This is a genomic window from Frankia sp. CgJB1 (genome assembly GCF_977947065.1).
On the sequence record NZ_CDWTNB010000075.1, the window covers coordinates 2,043 to 18,829 of the forward strand.

Annotated in this window: 16 protein-coding genes and 1 pseudogene; 7 read left to right on the forward strand and 10 right to left on the reverse strand. The window is 68.2% G+C overall.

The annotated features are described in order from the left end of the window. The 3 genes and pseudogenes from AC08OT_RS10535 to AC08OT_RS10545 all read left to right on the forward strand — a co-directional run. Positions 1–220 (forward strand): annotated as a pseudogene (locus AC08OT_RS10535) (hypothetical protein); the annotation flags it as partial. A 230-nt stretch (positions 221–450) separates the two neighbouring features. Beyond that, positions 451–1,209 carry a hypothetical protein gene (locus AC08OT_RS10540; protein ID WP_476594690.1) on the forward strand — a complete coding sequence of 253 codons (759 nt, stop codon included), beginning with the start codon at positions 451–453 and terminating at the stop codon, positions 1,207–1,209. Then, a complete protein-coding gene (locus tag AC08OT_RS10545) occupies positions 1,206–1,778 on the forward strand; it encodes a GNAT family N-acetyltransferase (RefSeq protein WP_476594691.1) in 573 nt (190 codons plus the stop codon). Before AC08OT_RS10540 ends, AC08OT_RS10545 begins: the two co-directional genes overlap by 4 nt. 499 nt (positions 1,779–2,277) lie before the next feature. On the opposite strand, the gene AC08OT_RS10550 is transcribed toward AC08OT_RS10545, so the two are convergent. The 3 genes from AC08OT_RS10550 to AC08OT_RS10560 form a co-directional block, all read right to left on the reverse strand. After that, positions 2,278–2,637 carry a hypothetical protein gene (locus AC08OT_RS10550; RefSeq protein ID WP_476594406.1) on the reverse strand — a complete coding sequence of 120 codons (360 nt, stop codon included), beginning with the start codon at positions 2,635–2,637 and terminating at the stop codon, positions 2,278–2,280. Positions 2,638–3,213: 576 nt separating this feature from the next. Next, positions 3,214–3,714, reverse strand: coding sequence for a GNAT family N-acetyltransferase (locus tag AC08OT_RS10555; protein ID WP_476602769.1), 501 nt, complete (start codon positions 3,712–3,714; stop codon positions 3,214–3,216). 89 nt (positions 3,715–3,803) lie between these two features. Continuing rightward, positions 3,804–4,274 (reverse strand): hypothetical protein, encoded by a 471-nt coding sequence (locus tag AC08OT_RS10560; protein ID WP_476594408.1) that lies wholly within the window; start codon positions 4,272–4,274, stop codon positions 3,804–3,806. Positions 4,275–5,019: 745 nt separating this feature from the next. Between AC08OT_RS10560 and AC08OT_RS10565 the strand changes: the two genes are divergently transcribed. Both AC08OT_RS10565 and AC08OT_RS10570 read left to right on the forward strand, forming a co-directional pair. Next, positions 5,020–5,295 carry a hypothetical protein gene (locus AC08OT_RS10565; RefSeq protein WP_476602770.1) on the forward strand — a complete coding sequence of 92 codons (276 nt, stop codon included), beginning with the start codon at positions 5,020–5,022 and terminating at the stop codon, positions 5,293–5,295. Positions 5,296–5,436: 141 nt separating this feature from the next. After that, positions 5,437–6,342: an HAD-IIA family hydrolase gene (locus tag AC08OT_RS10570; protein WP_476602771.1), complete on the forward strand. Its 906-nt coding sequence runs from the start codon at positions 5,437–5,439 to the stop codon at positions 6,340–6,342. Between the two features lie 35 nt (positions 6,343–6,377). Here the strand turns inward: AC08OT_RS10570 and AC08OT_RS10575 are convergent, their stop codons facing one another. Then, a complete protein-coding gene (locus AC08OT_RS10575) occupies positions 6,378–7,826 on the reverse strand; it encodes a hypothetical protein (protein WP_476596433.1) in 1,449 nt (482 codons plus the stop codon). Positions 7,827–8,132: 306 nt separating this feature from the next. Here AC08OT_RS10575 and AC08OT_RS10580 point away from each other — a divergent pair, with 306 nt between their 5' ends. Further along, the gene (locus tag AC08OT_RS10580) at positions 8,133–8,819 is read left to right on the forward strand and encodes an adenylate kinase family protein (protein ID WP_462189170.1); all 687 of its coding nucleotides are present in this window, start codon (positions 8,133–8,135) and stop codon (positions 8,817–8,819) included. 24 nt (positions 8,820–8,843) lie between these two features. Here the strand turns inward: AC08OT_RS10580 and AC08OT_RS10585 are convergent, their stop codons facing one another. Continuing rightward, on the reverse strand, positions 8,844–9,335 hold the full coding sequence (locus AC08OT_RS10585) for a hypothetical protein (protein WP_476593907.1): 492 nt from the start codon (positions 9,333–9,335) through the stop codon (positions 8,844–8,846). Between the two features lie 783 nt (positions 9,336–10,118). On the opposite strand from AC08OT_RS10585, the gene AC08OT_RS10590 reads away from it, so the two are divergent. Next, positions 10,119–10,676 carry an NUDIX hydrolase gene (locus tag AC08OT_RS10590; RefSeq protein WP_476596169.1) on the forward strand — a complete coding sequence of 186 codons (558 nt, stop codon included), beginning with the start codon at positions 10,119–10,121 and terminating at the stop codon, positions 10,674–10,676. Between the two features lie 74 nt (positions 10,677–10,750). Here AC08OT_RS10590 and AC08OT_RS10595 read toward each other — a convergent pair whose 3' ends face one another. The 5 genes from AC08OT_RS10595 to AC08OT_RS10615 form a co-directional block, all read right to left on the reverse strand. Then, complete coding sequence (locus tag AC08OT_RS10595; protein WP_476593909.1) at positions 10,751–11,074, reverse strand: winged helix-turn-helix transcriptional regulator; 324 nt, start codon at positions 11,072–11,074, stop codon at positions 10,751–10,753. A gap of 69 nt (positions 11,075–11,143) precedes the next feature. Beyond that, positions 11,144–12,025, reverse strand: a complete 882-nt coding sequence (locus AC08OT_RS10600) for an MBL fold metallo-hydrolase (protein ID WP_476593910.1) — start codon at positions 12,023–12,025, stop codon at positions 11,144–11,146. A gap of 66 nt (positions 12,026–12,091) precedes the next feature. Further along, positions 12,092–13,504, reverse strand: coding sequence for a Si-specific NAD(P)(+) transhydrogenase (sthA, locus tag AC08OT_RS10605; RefSeq protein WP_476593911.1), 1,413 nt, complete (start codon positions 13,502–13,504; stop codon positions 12,092–12,094). Positions 13,505–14,041: 537 nt separating this feature from the next. Further along, complete coding sequence (locus AC08OT_RS10610; protein WP_476593912.1) at positions 14,042–15,433, reverse strand: class II fumarate hydratase; 1,392 nt, start codon at positions 15,431–15,433, stop codon at positions 14,042–14,044. Between the two features lie 349 nt (positions 15,434–15,782). Next, positions 15,783–16,742, reverse strand: a complete 960-nt coding sequence (locus AC08OT_RS10615) for a 4-hydroxy-3-methylbut-2-enyl diphosphate reductase (protein WP_462187141.1) — start codon at positions 16,740–16,742, stop codon at positions 15,783–15,785. Positions 16,743–16,787 lie beyond the last annotated feature (45 nt).

The following is a 16,787-nucleotide window of genomic DNA, read 5'->3' on the forward strand; positions in this document are numbered from 1 at the left end:
CTGGATCCGCAACGCGGGGCCGCTGCCGGCAGGCCACGTCCTCGCAGCCCTGGACAAGGTCTTCGGAACCGGCAGCGAGCTGACCGACCTGGGAGAGCGAATCCGGGCCGCCCAAGCCGCACAACGACTCCGGGGCTTGGAGGAAGTTGCCGGGACGGGAACCGCCGTGGACGCTGAACAGCAGACGGCGGAAGAGGAGATGGTCACGACGGACAGGTGACAGGTCTTCGAGTTCGCCGCGGCAGGGCTCGTTGCAGCAGAGACCTACCGGCAGTGGACGACATCCGGACCGGATGTTCTGACCCTCGACGAGATCGACGACTCGATTAACAACCATGCTACCGCGTTCACCATCGAGCCGCATCACCAGCTCGCGCCGAAGGTGTGGAGAACCTGGGAGTCGGCACACACACACTCCTGCGTAGCGGCGGTGCCCGTGCACGGTCGCAGGTGCAACTGACTGTTGCGGCTGGCTACGCCTCGTACATGCTGTGCAGGCTGGCGTTCAACCTCGGTGACACCGTCACCGCCCGCCGGTTCGTGCGCCTCGCGGGTGAGCATGCCGAGCAGACCAACGATGTCGTGATGGCCGCGTCAGTGGGAGAGATGCTGTCCACGCTGGCGTTCTACGGCCGGCGCTACCGGGAAGCGGCCACCGCGGCGCAGCGGACCGCCGCGGTGGCCGACGGCCCGTACACCCGTGCCCGTATGGCCGCGTACGAAGCGCGGGCGCTCGGCGCGCTCGGCGATGTCGGCGGCACCCGGGCGGCGTTGAACCGGATGCGCACCTCGGTGACAGATCTACCGTTGCAGCCGGGGTGCAGCCCGTTCGGGCAGGCGACCGCGGCCATGTTCGAGGCCGGCGTGCTCGCTCGCATCGGCGCCGGTATCGAGGCCGATCCGATCGCCCGTCGAGCCGTCGTCGCTTACGAGACCGACCGCGCTACCGGATATGAGGATTACGGGAATGCGTTGCTAGCGCTTGCCTGGAGCCTTACCAACCGCGAGCGGCCAGCGGTCGACGAGGCCGCGACAGTCGCCGGGCGTGCTGTTGCGTTGTTGGATGCCAGTCCTACCGCGTCTGTTTCCGCGCGGGTCGTCGAAGTGGCCGCCGGGTTCGGCTCTTACCCGGCGGTGGAGCCCGTATGGGACTTTTGGGACCGATGGAAAGCCCGGCCGCGGCTTGCGTTGACCGGAGGCCACGTATGACCTTCGTCTACGACGCCCCGTCCGTCTTCGAGATACCGACGGTCGTCACGGATCGGCTGGGTCTGCGTGGTTGGCGGGCCGCGGACCTTGAACCGTACGCGGCGATGAACGCCGACCCTGAGACGATGTGGTATCTCGACGGCACCTTCGGCGCGGCCGGAACAGAGCGTCTCGTCACCCATCTCATCGGCATGTGGGTGATCCGCGGTCATGGCATGTGGGCGGTCGAGGATCGGGAGACGGGGGAGTTCCTCGGTCGGGCCGGGACGTACTTCGCGGACGGCTGGCCGGAAGTCGAGGTCGCGGTGTCGATCCGCCGCGATCGCTGGGGCCAAGGGCTTGGCACCGAGGCGATCCGGGCAGCGCTCGACTTCGGCTTCCAGCGGCTGCCCGTCGACGAGCTCATCACGGCGACGCACCAGGAGAACGCGGGGATAAACGCGATCGCGCGCAAGCTTGGGATGACCTTCCGGGAGGTGGCTGACGTCGGTCCATGGAGGGCGAACAACGTCTATGCGATCAGCCGAGCCGAGTGGAACACCCGGCGTGGGGCAACCTCCAGAGCCTGAGCTGCCGGGTACCCATGCCGGAGCCCACGCGAAGGATACGGCGCGGCCGCGCCGGCCGGGCCATCCTGACGGCATGGACGAGGCGCCTGGCAGGCCGTGGCCCAACCCGGTAATCGTGCTGCGCTGCAAGCTGAGCAGCGCCGAGAACCACGCCATCAATATGCAGAGCTTGATCATCGCCACGCAGAATTGGGTGAGTGAGCCGATCAGACCCCCGCCACCCCAGCCGCCACCAAAGCCGATCCTCGGCCCGGAGAGGTTGAAACCTCCCAGACCTAACGACATGCGTGGTCCCCGCATCCGCATTGCAGCCCCCTGCTACCGACATATGGAGCGGCAAGCTACAGGAGGACGGCGTCTAACCGTCGAGGCGGTGGCGACGACGCGCAACGTGGGCAACGGATGCATGTCGCGGGTAGTCCGCAGGTCCGCGCGCTGTGCTGCGAGACAAGTTCAGCCTGAGCCCTGCTCTACCTGCCACAGCGACGTGCCCGGAGCATCACCAGCGGGCGAGCTTCTCCGCATTGCCCACGAGCGGGTCGTTACTGCGGGTGACTACGTAGCCGTTCTCTTCCAAGACCCGGATCGCTTCCTCGGGAGCATCGCGGACCAGGGCGCCGATCTGACGCTGACGCCAACGGATCCGGCCAGCCTCGACGACCGCGCGCCAACCCTCCTTTGCATCGAAGCTGCATTCAGAAGTCAGGAACTGGATGAAGTCCTCGAGACACGGTCGCATCCGCGCCCCGCCCACAGGAAGATGGAGGGGCGCCAAGTCATGCGGCGTTTTCTTGCCGGCATGTGCAAGGAGGGCACTGAATGCACCGCGCTCCGCGTGGAACTGCCAGTGCGCAACCAAGTAGGTAGTCGATCTTTTCCAGCTCGGTGAGTGCCTCGAACTCGTCGCCGGTGAGCGCGTAGGCGTCGCAGCGGGCTCGAAGCTCGTCAGCGGTCAGGCCGATATCGATCCAAGATCGACTTCCGGTGCGCCTCAAGCTCCTCCCGGGTCGGCTTGATCACGTTCCGCAACATAGGTTCCTCCTCCAGGCTCACCGCCCAAAGTAAGCCACAGAGGTCCGACGGTTTCGCTCATCGGCCAAAAGAGGTAATTATTGCATGTCGGTGTTGGCCGTCCGGTGCCGTGGCACGGCCTGTCAGACCGGTAGGACGGTCCCACGGGACTGGCCGGTCCACGCACAGCCGTATAGACCTACTCGCCGAGGAACGCCGACAAGGCGTACGTCCCGTGCCGGTCGAGGTTGCCGCGGACCCGGTCGTAGCCGCGGGTCGTCCGCGGGTCCCACCGGTCCGGCGCTCAGTCGAGATCGATGGCCATCAGCATGCGGGAGTTCGGGGCGAGGCCGAGCTCTCTCTCGTGCGCGACGAGGTCGGCGAGCGCCGGGGTCATCTCGGCCGCCACCAGTTCCCGGAAGCCTCACCGCGCATACAACGGACCGTTCCACGGCACCGTCCGGAAGGTCGACAACGTCACCCTCCGCACACGACGGGAGCGTGCATAATCGCTCACGCTCAGGCTCAGCGCCCGGCCCCGACCCGACCTCCCGTGCTCCGGACGCACCGAGAGCTGTTCGAGATGGACACTCGCCGCCGGAGTCCCCACGCGTGGCGGCGCGCCGTCGGTCCCCGGCCCGGGCTCGGGGACGTCCGTGGGGAGGGTGTCCGTGGGGAGGACGTCGGCGAGGGCGTAGCCCACCGCGACCCCCACCGGGCCGTCGCTCACCCAGGCCCGCCCCCCGGCGACATACTCCGCCAGCTTCTCGGCTGAAAGCGGAGAATGTCCGGCGATGTCGGTCATCCCAATCCCGGCGAACAGCACTCCGGCGGCCCGCTCGATGTCGCGCATCACGTCGACGTCGTCCTCGCTCGCCGGTCGGACCGACCGCAGGGCGTCGTCGAGGTCACGCGGGTCGGGCATCGCGCTCAAAGCCCGGGAAGAAGTCCACGTAGCCGAGTTTGACAGGACGTGCGGGCCGAGTCGTCCGGCGAGCGGCCGGCCGGGTGCGCTCAGCCGGTGGGAACGATCTGCGCCGGGGCCCCGATCTGGGCGACGAGCATGGTCCAGTGCCCGTCGCCGGCGTTGAGGGCGTCGGTCGTGCGCTGCAGCAGCACCGGCGGGGGGACGGGTGTGCCGTCGAACAGGTTCCCGCACGCCGTGACCGCCTGGGCGTAGGCACCGGCGCCTTCGGTCCAACTCCTGCTCACGCTCTTGACGGGCGGGAGGCCCAGAGGTCCGATGCGGTCGACGGCCCGCCCCAGGTCGGCGCAGGCCGGTTTCAGCGACATGCCGTCCGCCGCCTGAATGTCGGCCCGTACCGCGTTGACCGCCCGCACGACCTCCGAACGGACCTGGGCGGTGGTGGCGTACCAGGACGTGAGCCGGGCCTTGACGTCGGTGGTTGGCGGTGCCGCCGCACCGGCCCCGCCACCGGACCCGACGACGAGGAACACCACGACCACCGCCACGACCCCGACCACGGAAAGAACTGCCGGCCCGCGTCGACGTTCCTCCCTGGTCAGTTCCCTCCCAGGTGCGGTAGTCGCTCCGGCGCCGGCTCACGGGTCCCCCAGATAGCAAGAAGTCAGCGACAAAGCAGACGCACAGCTCAATCCTGACGTTGCGTCGGGAGCGACTCCCGACCGCGCCGGTGACGCGACGCCCGGCGTCCCACGTACCCGGTTCAACCTCCCGCTGCGGCACCGAGGCGCCGCGGGGGCACCGAAGAGGCCCCGCGGGGGGGCACCACCAAAGGGGCACACCGCGAGGGGCACCACCAGACGGGCAGCGCCAGACGGGCACCGCCAAATGGGCTCCGGGGCTCTGCGGCTCCGGGGCGGCTGTCCCGGCCACCGCCATAGCAATACGCCGGACCGGCGGTATGCGCGGCGGTAGATGCGGCTGCACGACCGCGAGCGCGGGCAGCGGGCAAAGTACCGGCTTGCGACATCACCCGAGTGTCGGTGCGGGAAAACGCACCGTCTTCTCCTCCCTCCCAAGGGGATCCCCACACGGGAACTTCGATTTTCGTCACACACATCTGCGTTCCGCTCCCGGCCGGCTCGGCGATGTACTCACGGATGTACGAACGGGACGCACCCGGCCGTTGCCGGCGGAGGATCCCGGACCGACCCAGGTCGACATCCGGCGTTTCGATGCGCAAAGCTGCGTGAAAGCGTCAAGATATCCCGGGTGCTTTACCACCCCGCGGCTTGGTGAATACCGGTGAGGGACGTTCGCGAAGGGGCACAGATGGACTATGTGATGGACTTGTCGGAGTCGGAGTGGGGGACACCCGCACCGGACCGGACGGGCAGCTGGGCGATCATCGTCCTGGAGCAGGGGACCTGGCAGGTGCAGGGAGTAATCGGCCCGTTCCGGTCGCCCGGCCATGCGCAGGCCTACGCCTGCGACGGGGGATTCGCCGACTGGCTCATCGTCCCATCCCTGTATCTGATGTCGCCCACCGAACCGGAGATCGCCGCCATCGCGGTGCTGTGAGACGGGATCACCCGAACCCGGCGAGGTGAGGCGAGGCGACCGAACCCGCCGGATCGTCCGGGCCGGGTGGGCCCCATCATGGTGCCGAGTGGGGACCACCCGGCAGACGGCATCGAGCGCCGGCGGGGAGAATCGGGGGTCATGGCGGAGCATCTGATCGAGAACTATCTCATCGACATGGACGGTGTTCTGGTCCATGAGGAACATCCCATTCCGGGCGCGGATGCCTTTCTGGCCGGGATCAGCGCGGCAGGCCTGGGTTTTCTCGTGCTGACCAACAACTCGATCTACACGGCCCGCGACCTGTCCGCCCGACTGGCTGGCGCTGGACTCACAATCCCGCCGGAGCGGATCTGGACCTCGGCCCTCGCCACCGCGCTCTTCCTACACACCCAACGCCCCCAGGGATCGGCGTACGTCGTCGGCGAAGCGGGCCTGACCACGGCGCTGCACGACATCGGCTACGTCCTCAGCGACCGGTCACCCGATTACGTCGTCCTCGGGGAGACTCGGACCTACAGCTTTGAGGCAATCACCAAAGCGGTACGGCTGGTGCGCGACGGCGCACGCTTCATCGCGACGAATCCCGATCCCACCGGTCCCTCGGTGGAGGGTCTCCTGCCCGCCACCGGGGCGGTCGCGGCGATGATCACCCGGGCGACCGGCGTCACACCGTACTTTGTCGGCAAGCCGAACCCGTTGATGATGCGCAGTGCGCTGAACACCCTGTCCGCGCACAGCGAGACCACCGTGGTGATCGGCGACCGGATGGACACCGACGTCGTCGCCGGCCTGGAGGCCGGAATGGACACCGTGCTGGTGCTGTCGGGCATCACGTCCATCACCGACGTCGACCGGTTTCCCTACCGGCCGACCGCCATCGTCGGCAGCATCGCCCAGCTGCCCGTCGGTCGGGACGTGCGGACGCTCGACAGCATGCCGACGGCCGCCGTGCGCCCGGCGCCAGCCGAGACCCCCGAGCGGGCCGGGGCGCACGGTCGGACCCTGGGAGCGATGCACACCCCGGGGTCCACCACACGTGGGTGAGGGTCCACCACGGAATCAGGGAACCCCGGACGGGATCAGGAGCCGCCCTGCGAACGGCGGAACAGGGTCGCGGTCGGCGCGGCGGCGGTCAGGGTCACCTTCGTCGGCGTGAACAGGAACGACTGCTGCGGCAGGCCGTCCGGACCCAGCAGGAACGCCCGCTCGATCGAGTCGACCTGGATGCGCGCACCGGTGTCGGCACCCGCACCGACGACCCGGGTCGCCTGGATGGACGCGATGTCCTCCGCGACCGGCCCGGGCGGGAGTTCGACGGCCGTGGCGGCCGGCGCGTCCCGTTCGATGGACCAGGCAGGGTAGGTCTTGTTCGACCGGTAGGTCTCGGGGTTGCCGGCGAGCCGCACCCCGACCGACAGCCCGACCCAGGCGTCGGCGGTGTTCGGTGTGCCGACCGTGTTCTTCCGGACGATCAGGTACAGGTAGTTACGCGGGTCGCTGATCCGGGTGCGCGAGTTCGGGACCGGGGCGTCGGCGACCTTGCCCTCCCGGGCGACCTCCTGGGACATCACCCAGTAGGTCCACGGGTTGCGGTCCATCTCCCGTTCAGGGGCCTCGGCGTTCGGGTCGAGGGTGTCCGCGGCCGACAGGGCGAACCGCATCGGGCCGTTGGTGTTCTGGCACATGCTGTTGCTGCGCGTGCAGGTCCCGAGCAGCGGGTGCGTGCCCTCGTACCGGCCGGTGAACGGCTGCGACGTGTGCTCCGGACCCTGGATCACGGCGCTGCCGGGGATGGCGTTGCCGGTGGCGTCGATCTCGACTTGGTAGGTCCACTCGATGTCGGTGGTCCGCCCCCAGAACGCCATCAGGGCCGGGGTCGGGGTGCCTTCGTCCTCGTTGCTCCACACCATCGAGTAGGTCAGCAGGCGATGACCGGCGATCGCGGTTGGCGCTTCGGAGTGGAAGGCGAGCAGTGGGGTGTCGGTGACGGCGTTCTGGAACGGCCCGCCGGCCATCGGATTCGCGGTGGCGGCCGGTGCCGTCCGGCCGTAGATCACCGGCGCGTGGGCCAGGGCCTGGTAGCCGTTGTCCTGCGGCGTGACGGTGCGGAAGGTCAGATCGGTCAGGCGCGCCGTGGCGGCGTTGCGGGGCGACCGGTCCGCGGCGAACAGCGTCCGCAGGGTGTGCTTGCCGGCGGCCAGGTGACCCAGCGCGAGGCTGCGCTTGATCGGGAAGGAGGTGGGGATCACGAGGTCGGTGGCGTAGGCGGTGTCGACGTAGAGCGACAACACCGCGGACTCGCCGCCCGGGGAGCCCCAGGAGATCCCTGGGGCGGTGGTGGTGACGTCCAGGAGCACCTCGCCGTCGGCCTCGGTGCGGAAGGGGATCGACGAGTCCTGCCCCCGGTTGAGGACGATCTCCGCGGGTGGAGCCGGTGCCTTGTCCCCGGAACCGCACGCCGCGAGCCCCACCGCCAGCACGGTGGCGGCCAAGCTGGCGCCGAGCGTCTGACGCAGTCCCCTTGACACCCGCGTTCCCTCCTAGAATCCGGGATCGTCGCCGCCGCGGCCCGTTCCGCGATCCCCCGATCCCCCGATCCCCCGATCCCCCGATCCCCCGATCCCCACACATCCTGACATCCTGCTCTTTACGGCATTGTCGCCGTGCATCGGTCCGGGTTGGGCTGCGGACAGCCCGCCGGTCGGCCGTGCGGGTGTCATGACGTACCCGCCACCGCTGGGCCGCGGAAACCCCTAGTGATCTCCATGGCGGATAACGTCGCGACGGAGAGGCCGGTGGGACAGCTGGGGGCGGAGGAACGAGCGGGAGTCGGCGTGCGCAAGTTCGTCATCATGGGCGTGCAGGGCAGCGGCAAGGGAACCCAGGCAACGATGATGGCTCGGGACTTCGACCTGGTCCACATCAGCGTCGGCGACGTCTTCCGCTGGAACGTGCAGAATCACACCAAACTCGGTGCCCAGGTCAAACGCATCGTGGCGGCCGGTCACCTGGTCGGGGACGATCTCGTCGAGTCAGTGGTGCGCTCCCGGCTGGCCGAGCACGACTGGAACTATGGGTTCATCATCGACGGGTTCCCGCGCAACGCACGGCAGGCCGAGTTCTTCCTGGAGAGCTACGACATCGACGGGGTCATCTACCTCGACCTCCCCGACGACGAGGTCTACCGGCGGGTGCTCGCCCGCCGGTTCTGCTCGCGGTGCGGCCTGGACTACAACCTGATCGCCAGTAGGCCGCAGGTGCCGGACACCTGCGACGTGTGCGGAGCGCCGCTGCTGACCCGGGCCGACGACAACCCGCAGGCGCTGGCCGTCCGCCTGCGGGAGTACCACGAGAAGACCCGACCGGTCATGGAGATCTTCCAACGCAAGGAGTTCGTGGCCGTCGTGGACGCCAGGCACCCGCCGCGCGAGGTGCAGGCGGAGATCCGCCGGCATTTCGATCTTCCGCAGCTCGATCGCTCGCAGTTCGGTCTTCCGCAGCGGCCGGTCGTGTCCGGGTGAGCCCGGCCGCGATCCCCCGGGGGGCTACTGCTTGGTGAATACCACGGCGACGCCGTCGGTGTTACCGACCCCCGCGGCCCCGATACTCCCGTTGACGCCGTGCCCGTTGAACTGGATGGCTCTGGCGACTCCCGGAATCCCCACATCCGTTGTGATCTTATAGCCGGCGCCAGGCAGGGTCTGCCGGTAGAAGGTGGCCACCCCGTTGCTGGACACCCCGCCCAGCGTCACTGTCGACGTCTTCCCGGTGGTCGTGCCAACCTTCACGGTGGCCCCGGGCGGCACCGGGAAATCGGGGGGGACATTCGTGCCACGCAGGGCATCCGCGCCGCTGACGGCGTCGATCCTTCCCACCCCCGGCAGCGAGGTGGGCAGCCCGCTCGGCAGCGCGGTGGGGATCGACGTCGGCAGGGTCGGTGTGCTGACGGAGGGCGGCACACCGATGTCGTCGGACCCCCCGCAACCGGCGGTCAGCGCGACCATTCCCGCGAGGACCAGCCCCGGAAGCAGCGTCATGGTTCGGCCGGACCGGATCCCTCGGCGTGGTTCGTCAAGGGTGAGGTTCTCCCGCACGGCTGGTCCTCCTGCTCGGTCCGATCGGCGGGACAGGGGTCCCGCGGGCGGACGGTAGATCATCACTGTGGATCTGTCCAGGTGTTTGATTCCCGGATCTTTCGGATCCATGCTGTCGACCTTAGTCGCGGACGGTGCACGCCGCGTGGCGGTGTCGGCTCAGCGTCATTGCCTGCGTGGGGGTGGCCTGCGTGGGGGTGCGGTCGGTGCGTCGCCACCCGGGGGAGCACACCTGAGCATCACGTCGGGTCGGGGGTCGAGATCGTGCGTCGGGGCGGCCGAGCTTTCGGATTTGTGTCATAGGTGAGGTTTGAGGGGTTAGTCGCCGGGTATCCGCACGGCGGATGTTGCTTGCCCTGTTTGTCCGCTTAGTCCTTGGCGGGATCGATGGTGATGGTCGCCCCGAGGGGGCTGGACGCGAAGGGATGGGCGGGGCGGCACTCCGGTACCAACAACTACCTTCCGTAATCGCAAGAAGGGGATGGGTCGCATGGGGGTGGCGACTACCTGGGGTGTTGGTGCCACTGCTTCCAGCTTCCGCCTTCCTCGGCTGGTGGTGGATCCCCTCGCGGGTGAAGCCCCCTTTCTAGCTGTCGGAATTCCGATTCGGTCCGTTCTGCTACCTTTTTTATCACTGTAAGTGAGGATGTCGATGCGACACGAGTTTCGGTGTGTCCCGTCCCAGTGCGCCGTGATCGGCGCCCGATGCCTGTACGTTCCTTAAGCGTGGCGGTCACCAACAACGCGGTGATCGGTGTGGCCTTGGGCTACATCGAGGCAAACCCGGATGAAGTGGACCTCATGCGGTCCTTGGTCGTGCTGGCTCTGCACGGGCCATCCATCACAGCCCGTAGCACGATGCCGGCCCACGTCACGTGCCGAGCCGCGATCGTGTCCCCGGACTGGCGGGTGCTGGAGATCCTGGAGCCGTCCACCGCGGTCTGGCGGATGCCCGGCGGTCATGTAGATGCCGACGACTTCTCGCTGCTCGGCGCTGCGCTCGGGCTCGCCGCGCGCCGGGCAGGTGTCGAGGCCGACGCGGTGATCCCGGGCGGGATCCTCCCGTTCGACGTGGAGGTCGGAATCGTCGACGCCGCGCCGATCCTCGGTGAACCCGAGCACGTGCACTACGACATGACCTATCTCTTCCACGTCGAGGACCGCAGCCTCGCGGTGCGGGAGAGCGCCACGACGCAGGTTCGGTGGGTGGCGCCCGAGCAGATTTCCGGCCAGCTGGGCGCGAAGCTGACCAGGGCGTTCCAGCAGGCCGGGCTGGTGCGCTGACCGGACCCATGCGGGCCTGATCCAGCCGGGGTGCCGAGTAGCCCTAGGCCAGCAGGGCGGGCCGCCAGGGCGGGTCAGCAGCATGGGTCGGGGAGCCAGGTCTCGGCCCAGAGGGAGAGGGCCGCGACCGTGTCTGCGAGGTCCGCTCCCTTCGCGGTCAGGTGGTACTCGGTCCGCGCGGGCGTATCCGGGACGACGGTGCGTCTGACCATCCCTTCGGCTTCAAGTTCTCTCAGCCGCACGGAACAGAGCCGGTCGGACAGGTTGGGCACCGCCGTCGTGATCTCGGAGAACCGGGTTGCGCCGGCCAGCATCGCGCGCACGATGGCCCCGGTCCAGCGCCGCCCAATGGTCTCGACGGCATGGTGGTAGCGCGGGCAGAACGAGGACAGCTTCACCCTGATCAGCCTATGCTTGCCCGCCATTAGCCGGCCCGATCCGGTAATAGCGGCTTACCTTTCGTCGGCTTATGACGTCGTGGGGCAAGGAGCCCGGGACTCGGGTGGAACCGGTCCCTGGGGCGTGTCGTCCGCCACGAACCGCAGATAGCGCTCGGCGGAGCGGCGCACGGCGGCCCGACCGCCGGCGCGGACGATCGCCTGCCAGAACGCGCCGTAGACGACCTCGAAATCGAAGGGTTCGAGGAGCGCGACCGCCCGCCGGACCGCCCCGGGCCGTTCCGGGATGTAGTTCGGGTAGCTGTACATGAAGCTCACCCACCGCCGGTCCTGCACCACCTGCAGGATGTCGCCGGAGAACAGCGCACCGCGCCCGTTCTCCCCGTCCGCCCAATGCAGGACCGTGCCACCGGCGAAGTGCACACCGCCGTTGACGAGGGTCAGCCCCGGGCCGATCTGGTGGGTGTCGCCGGACCAGAGCACGATCGCATCGCCGGTCCGGCCGATCCAGGCGGCGTCGGCGGCGTGGATGTAGATCGGCACTCCGCCGAAGGCGTGACTCCAGTCCACCATGGCGCCGTAGAAGTGCGGGTGGCTGACGGCGATGGCGCGGATGCCGCCGAGCGCATCAACCTGACCCGCGAGATCGTCGTCGAGGAAGGGCACGCAGTCCCAGAGGATGTTGCCCTCGTCCGTGCGGACCAACAGGGCCCGCTGCCCGATGGAGATCTTCGGTTCGGCGCCGACGCCGAACACGCGGTCCCCCTCGGGGCGCAGTACCCCGCGGTATCCTGCGGCCCGCAGCCGTGCCCGGGAGGTCCACCGCTGACCGTCCCAGCCGACGTACTGCCGTTCGTCCTCGCACACCGGGCAGTCGCCCCGGACCGCACCGTACTGGATCCCGCAGGTTAGGCAGATCGGCAGATCGAGACTGGCGGGATCGAGTGGCACGGGCGCTCCTGGGGCGTCACCTGCCGGTGTAACCACGGTGGAACACCGGGATGTCGCCGAGCCTATTCAGCCGCTGAAGCGGGCGACCGCGCGCATCTTGTTCATCGCGTCCAGAGCCGCGACCTTGTAGGACTCGGCGAGCGTCGGATAGTTGAAGACGCTGTCGACGAGGTAGTCGATGGTGCCGCCGCAGCCCATCACAGTCTGTCCGATGTGGACGAGTTCGGTGGCTCCTGTACCGAAGACGTGTACCCCGAGAAGGCGCCGGTCGTCCGGGCTGACCAGTAGCTTCAGCATCCCGTACGAGTCACCGAGGATGGCTCCGCGGGCCAGCTCCCGGTACCGGGCAATGCCCACCTCGAACGGGATGGCCTGCTCGGTCAGCTCGTCCTCGGTGCTGCCGACATAGGAGATCTCCGGGATCGTGTAGATCCCAATCGGCATCAGCTCGGCCCGCATGGCGTTGACGTCCTCGCCGCAGGCGGCGTAGGCCGCGAGACGTCCCTGTTCCATTGACGTCGCCGCGAGAGCGGGGAATCCGATCACGTCGCCGACCGCGTAGATGTGGTCGACCTCCGTGCGGAAGTCCGAGCCAACCTTGATCCGGCCGCGGTTGTCCGCGGAAAGGCCGGCCGCCGGAAGGTTGAGGATGTCGGTGAGCCTCTGCCGCCCGGCCGAATACATCACTGTGTCCGCCGGGAGCTTCTGCCCGCTTTCGAGCAGGGTGAGGGTACCGCCGTTGTGGCGTTCCACGGAGACGACCGACTCGCGGAAACGGAAGGTCACCGCAAGATCGCGGAGCTGGTACTTCAACGCCTCGACGATTTCGAGGTCGCAGAAGTCGAGCATCCGGTCACGGCGCTCGACGACGGTTACCTTCGTGCCGAGCGCGGCGAACATCGAGGCGTATTCGATACCGATCACACCGGCGCCGACGACGACCATCGACCGGGGCAGTTTCTCCAGGGCCAGGATCTGGTCGCTGTCGACGACAGTCCGTCCGTCGAAGTCGACCGTGTCCGGCCGCGCCGGGCGGGTGCCCGTGGCGATAATGATTCTTTCCGCCTGGATCCGGCGGTCCTCGGTGTCCTCGCCGCCCGCCCGCACGTTCACGGTGTGCGGATCGACGAAGCTGGCCAGTCCCGTCAGCAGGGTGACGTGGTTACGGCTGAGCTGGTTGCGAATCACGTCGATCTCGCGGCTGATGACATGTCTGGTCCGCGCCGAGAGGTCACCGACGGTGATGTCATCCTTTACCCGGTAGCTCGACCCGTACAGCTCACGCTGTGACATGCCGGTCAGATAAAGGACCGCTTCCCGCAGCGTCTTGGACGGGATCGTGCCAGTATTGATGCTGACACCACCGATCATTTCCCGTTTGTCGACGATCGCGACCCGTCGGCCGAGCTTGGCCGCTGCGATCGCGGCCTTCTGCCCGCCCGGCCCGGATCCGATGACGAGGACGTCGTAGTCGAACATCGTCACATCCCCCGCAATCTATCGGTCTCCGGTGAACCCGAGGCTATCCGGCCGGACGGGTCGGGTCGGCACGTTGACCGTGCTTGTTACGTCCATTTCTTCTGGGAAATTTCTCGGGAGTCGCTTCACCTGCGGATTATCACTCGAGGTAGGTGTCGCGAACCCGTCTGTGATGGCCGAGGTGTGCCGTCATGCCCGCCATATGTGCCGGTGTGGTTCCGGTTGAGAGCTTTTCGAGTCCAACTGGTGGGAACCTGTCGAGGACTTGCGCCGCCAGGCCGTCGGACCCTGCTGTCGGGCCGGGCCGTCGTGCCGGCAGGTGAAATTGAGGCACCCGCCACCCGTAACCAATCCGCCGCCGGCCCGTTAAACCTCTAGCGGGGGTCGTGGAGGCTGTCTGGGGGGTCTTCCACGGCTCCCGCCGCGCCGTCGGTCGTCGCCTGTCGGGTCGCGCTGTCGGGACGGGACACCCCCGTGGGTCACGGAGGTGTCCGGGAGACGCGACGGTCGGGGGAGAGGCCGCCCGACGAGCTTCGGCTACGGGTGGGTCATCGACAGCACGTCGAGCGCGGCGTCGAGCTGTGCCTCGGTGAGTTTGCCCGCCTCAACGTAACCGCGCTCGAGAACGACCTCGCGAATGGTCTTCTCCTCGGCGAGCGAGATCTTGGCGACCTTCGCGGCCTCCTCGTAGCCGATGTACTTGTTCAGCGGCGTCACGATGGAGGGGGAGGACTCGGCGTAGCGGCGGCAGCGTTCGACGTCGGCGACGATGCCGTCGATGCAACGGTCGGCGAACAGCCGGCTGATCGTCGACAGGATGTGGATCGACTCCAGCAGGTTACGTGCGATCACCGGCAGCATGACATTGAGCTCGAAGCTCCCGGCTGAGCCGCCGAACGCGACCGCCGCGTCGTTGCCGACGACCTGGGCGACGACCTGACAGACCGCCTCGGGAATGACCGGATTGACCTTGCCGGGCATGATCGAGGATCCGGGCTGGAGGTCGGGCAGCCGGATCTCGCCGAGCCCGGCTCGTGGGCCGGACGAGGCCCAGCGCAGGTCGTTGGCAATCTTGTAGAGCGAGAGGGCGATCACCCGCAGCACGCCGGACGCCTCGACGAGGCCGTCCCGGGAGGCCTGCGCCTCGAAGTGGTTGCGTGCCTCAGTCAGGGGAAGACCGGTGCTGGCGGACAGTTCCTCGATTACCGCGGCGGAGAAGCCGGGCGGGGTGTTGATGCCGGTCCCGACGGCTGTCCCACCGAGCGGCAGCTCTCCGATCCGGGGCAGTGCCATCTGCAGGCGCTCGACGCCGAGCCGGACCGCGGCGGCGTACCCGCCGAACTCCTGGCCGAGTGTCACAGGGGTCGCGTCCATCAGATGGGTCCGGCCGGACTTCACGACGTCGGCGAACTCGGTCTCCTTGCGACCGAGCGCGGTGGCAAGGTGCTCCAGGGCCGGGATCAGGTCGCCGACGATGCCCTGGGTGGCGGCGATGTGGATCGATGAGGGAAAGACGTCGTTCGAGGACTGCGAGGCGTTGACGTGGTCGTTCGGGTGAACCGGGCGGCCGAGGCGCTCGGAGGCGAGCGAGGCCAGCACCTCGTTGGTGTTCATGTTGGACGAGGTGCCGCTGCCGGTCTGGAAGACGTCCAGGGGGAACTGGTCGTCCCAGTCACCACGGGCCACCTCCGTGGCCGCATCGGCGATCGCCTCGGCGATGTCCGCGTCGAGCACGTCCAGCTTGGCGTTCACCGTCGCGGCGGCGGCTTTGATCCGGGCGAGCGCCGCGATGTGCGCGCGGGAGATCCGCTGGCCGGAGACGGGAAAGTTCTCCACCGCCCGCTGCGTCTGGGCCCGCCACCGGGCCGTGACCGGTACCCGGACGTCACCCATGCTGTCGTGCTCGATGCGGTATTCCTGCTCGCTCATGCGCCCGTTCTCCCGATGCTCGTCGCCCTTGACCTGTACTGCACGTGCCCTGTACCGCACACTGGGGCCGCGTCCCGGCGAGATGCCGCCTGGACGCGGCCCCAGGGCCGACCTTAGGACATGTCGGGCCTCCCCCGCATGGCGCCTTCGGCGCAATGCGGGGACCCCTGGCATAGGGCGCCGTTCGGGGTTTCCGTTACCTCGCCTTCGGTGAGGTTCCTGGGGGAGCCTCGGGGGCCTTCGGCGTGATGCGGGGACAGTGAGAATGGCTATAGGGGAACGTCGGGGGCTTCGGCGCAATGCGGGGAAGGATGGCTCCGACGAGTCTGGTGTGAGGGGCGGTCCGGGCTCAGCTGGCGGCGCGCTCGCGGGTACGCATCTCCCGGCGAAGCTCCGGCGGCAACGCAAAGAGAAGGTGCTCGTCCGCGGACGTGACCTCCTCCACATCGGTGAAGCCCCGCTCGGCGAGCCAGGCCATCACGCCGGTGACGAGCTCCTCCGGCACCGATGCGCCGCTGGTGACCCCGACGGTCTCGACACCATCGAACCAGCTCAGGTCCACCTCGGTGGAGTCGTCCACGAGGTAGGCGGCCGGCGCGCCGGCGTCGAGCGCGACCTCGACCAACCGGACCGAGTTTGAGGAGTTCCGCGAGCCGACGACGATGACCAGGTCGACCGCGCCGGCGATCTCCTTGACGGCGACCTGGCGGTTCTGCGTGGCGTAGCAGATATCGTCGCTCGGTGGACCCTGCAGGTGCGGGAAGCGCTCGCGCAGCGCGTCGACCGTCGTCATCGTCTCGTCGACGGACAGCGTGGTCTGGGAGAGGAAGGCCACCCGCTTCGGATCGCGGACCTTCACCCCGGCGGCGTCCTCGGGTCCGTCCACGAGGTGGATGCGGTCCGGAGCCTGCCCGGTGGTGCCGACGACCTCCTCGTGGCCCTCGTGGCCAATGAGGAGGATGTCGTAGTCCTCGCGGGCGAACCGCCTGGCTTCAGAATGCACCTTGGTGACCAGCGGGCACGTGGCGTCGATTGTGCGGAGCTCGCGCGCCGCCGCCTCTTCGTGCACCGTTGGTGCTACTCCATGGGCTGAAAACACGACGGTGGCGCCGTGCGGCACCTCGTCGGTTTCGTCCACGAAGATCGCACCCTTGGCCTCCAGCGTCTTCACGACATGAAGGTTGTGAACGATTTGTTTGCGTACGTAGACCGGTGAACCGTACAGCTCTAGTGCTTTCTCCACGGTCACGACGGCTCGATCGACACCAGCGCAGTAGCCGCGCGGTTTGGCAAGAAGGACCCGGCCCATGGGTGGGAGTCTACGCGGCGGCCGGCGGCCGGGAAGTCGGCTAGG

Excerpts from the sequence above, each read along its gene's own strand:
- AC08OT_RS10610 (WP_476593912.1), bottom strand. The coding sequence starts at position 15,433 with ATGAGCGAGCAGGAATACCGCATCGAGCACGACAGCATGGGTGACGTC.
- AC08OT_RS10570 (WP_476602771.1), top strand. The coding sequence starts at position 5,437 with ATGGCGGAGCATCTGATCGAGAACTATCTCATCGACATGGACGGTGTT.
- AC08OT_RS10555 (WP_476602769.1), bottom strand. The coding sequence starts at position 3,714 with ATGCCCGACCCGCGTGACCTCGACGACGCCCTGCGGTCGGTCCGACCG.
- AC08OT_RS10615 (WP_462187141.1), bottom strand. The coding sequence starts at position 16,742 with ATGGGCCGGGTCCTTCTTGCCAAACCGCGCGGCTACTGCGCTGGTGTC.
- sthA (WP_476593911.1), bottom strand. The coding sequence starts at position 13,504 with ATGTTCGACTACGACGTCCTCGTCATCGGATCCGGGCCGGGCGGGCAG.
- AC08OT_RS10585 (WP_476593907.1), bottom strand. The coding sequence starts at position 9,335 with ATGACGCTGCTTCCGGGGCTGGTCCTCGCGGGAATGGTCGCGCTGACC.
- AC08OT_RS10545 (WP_476594691.1), top strand. The coding sequence starts at position 1,206 with ATGACCTTCGTCTACGACGCCCCGTCCGTCTTCGAGATACCGACGGTC.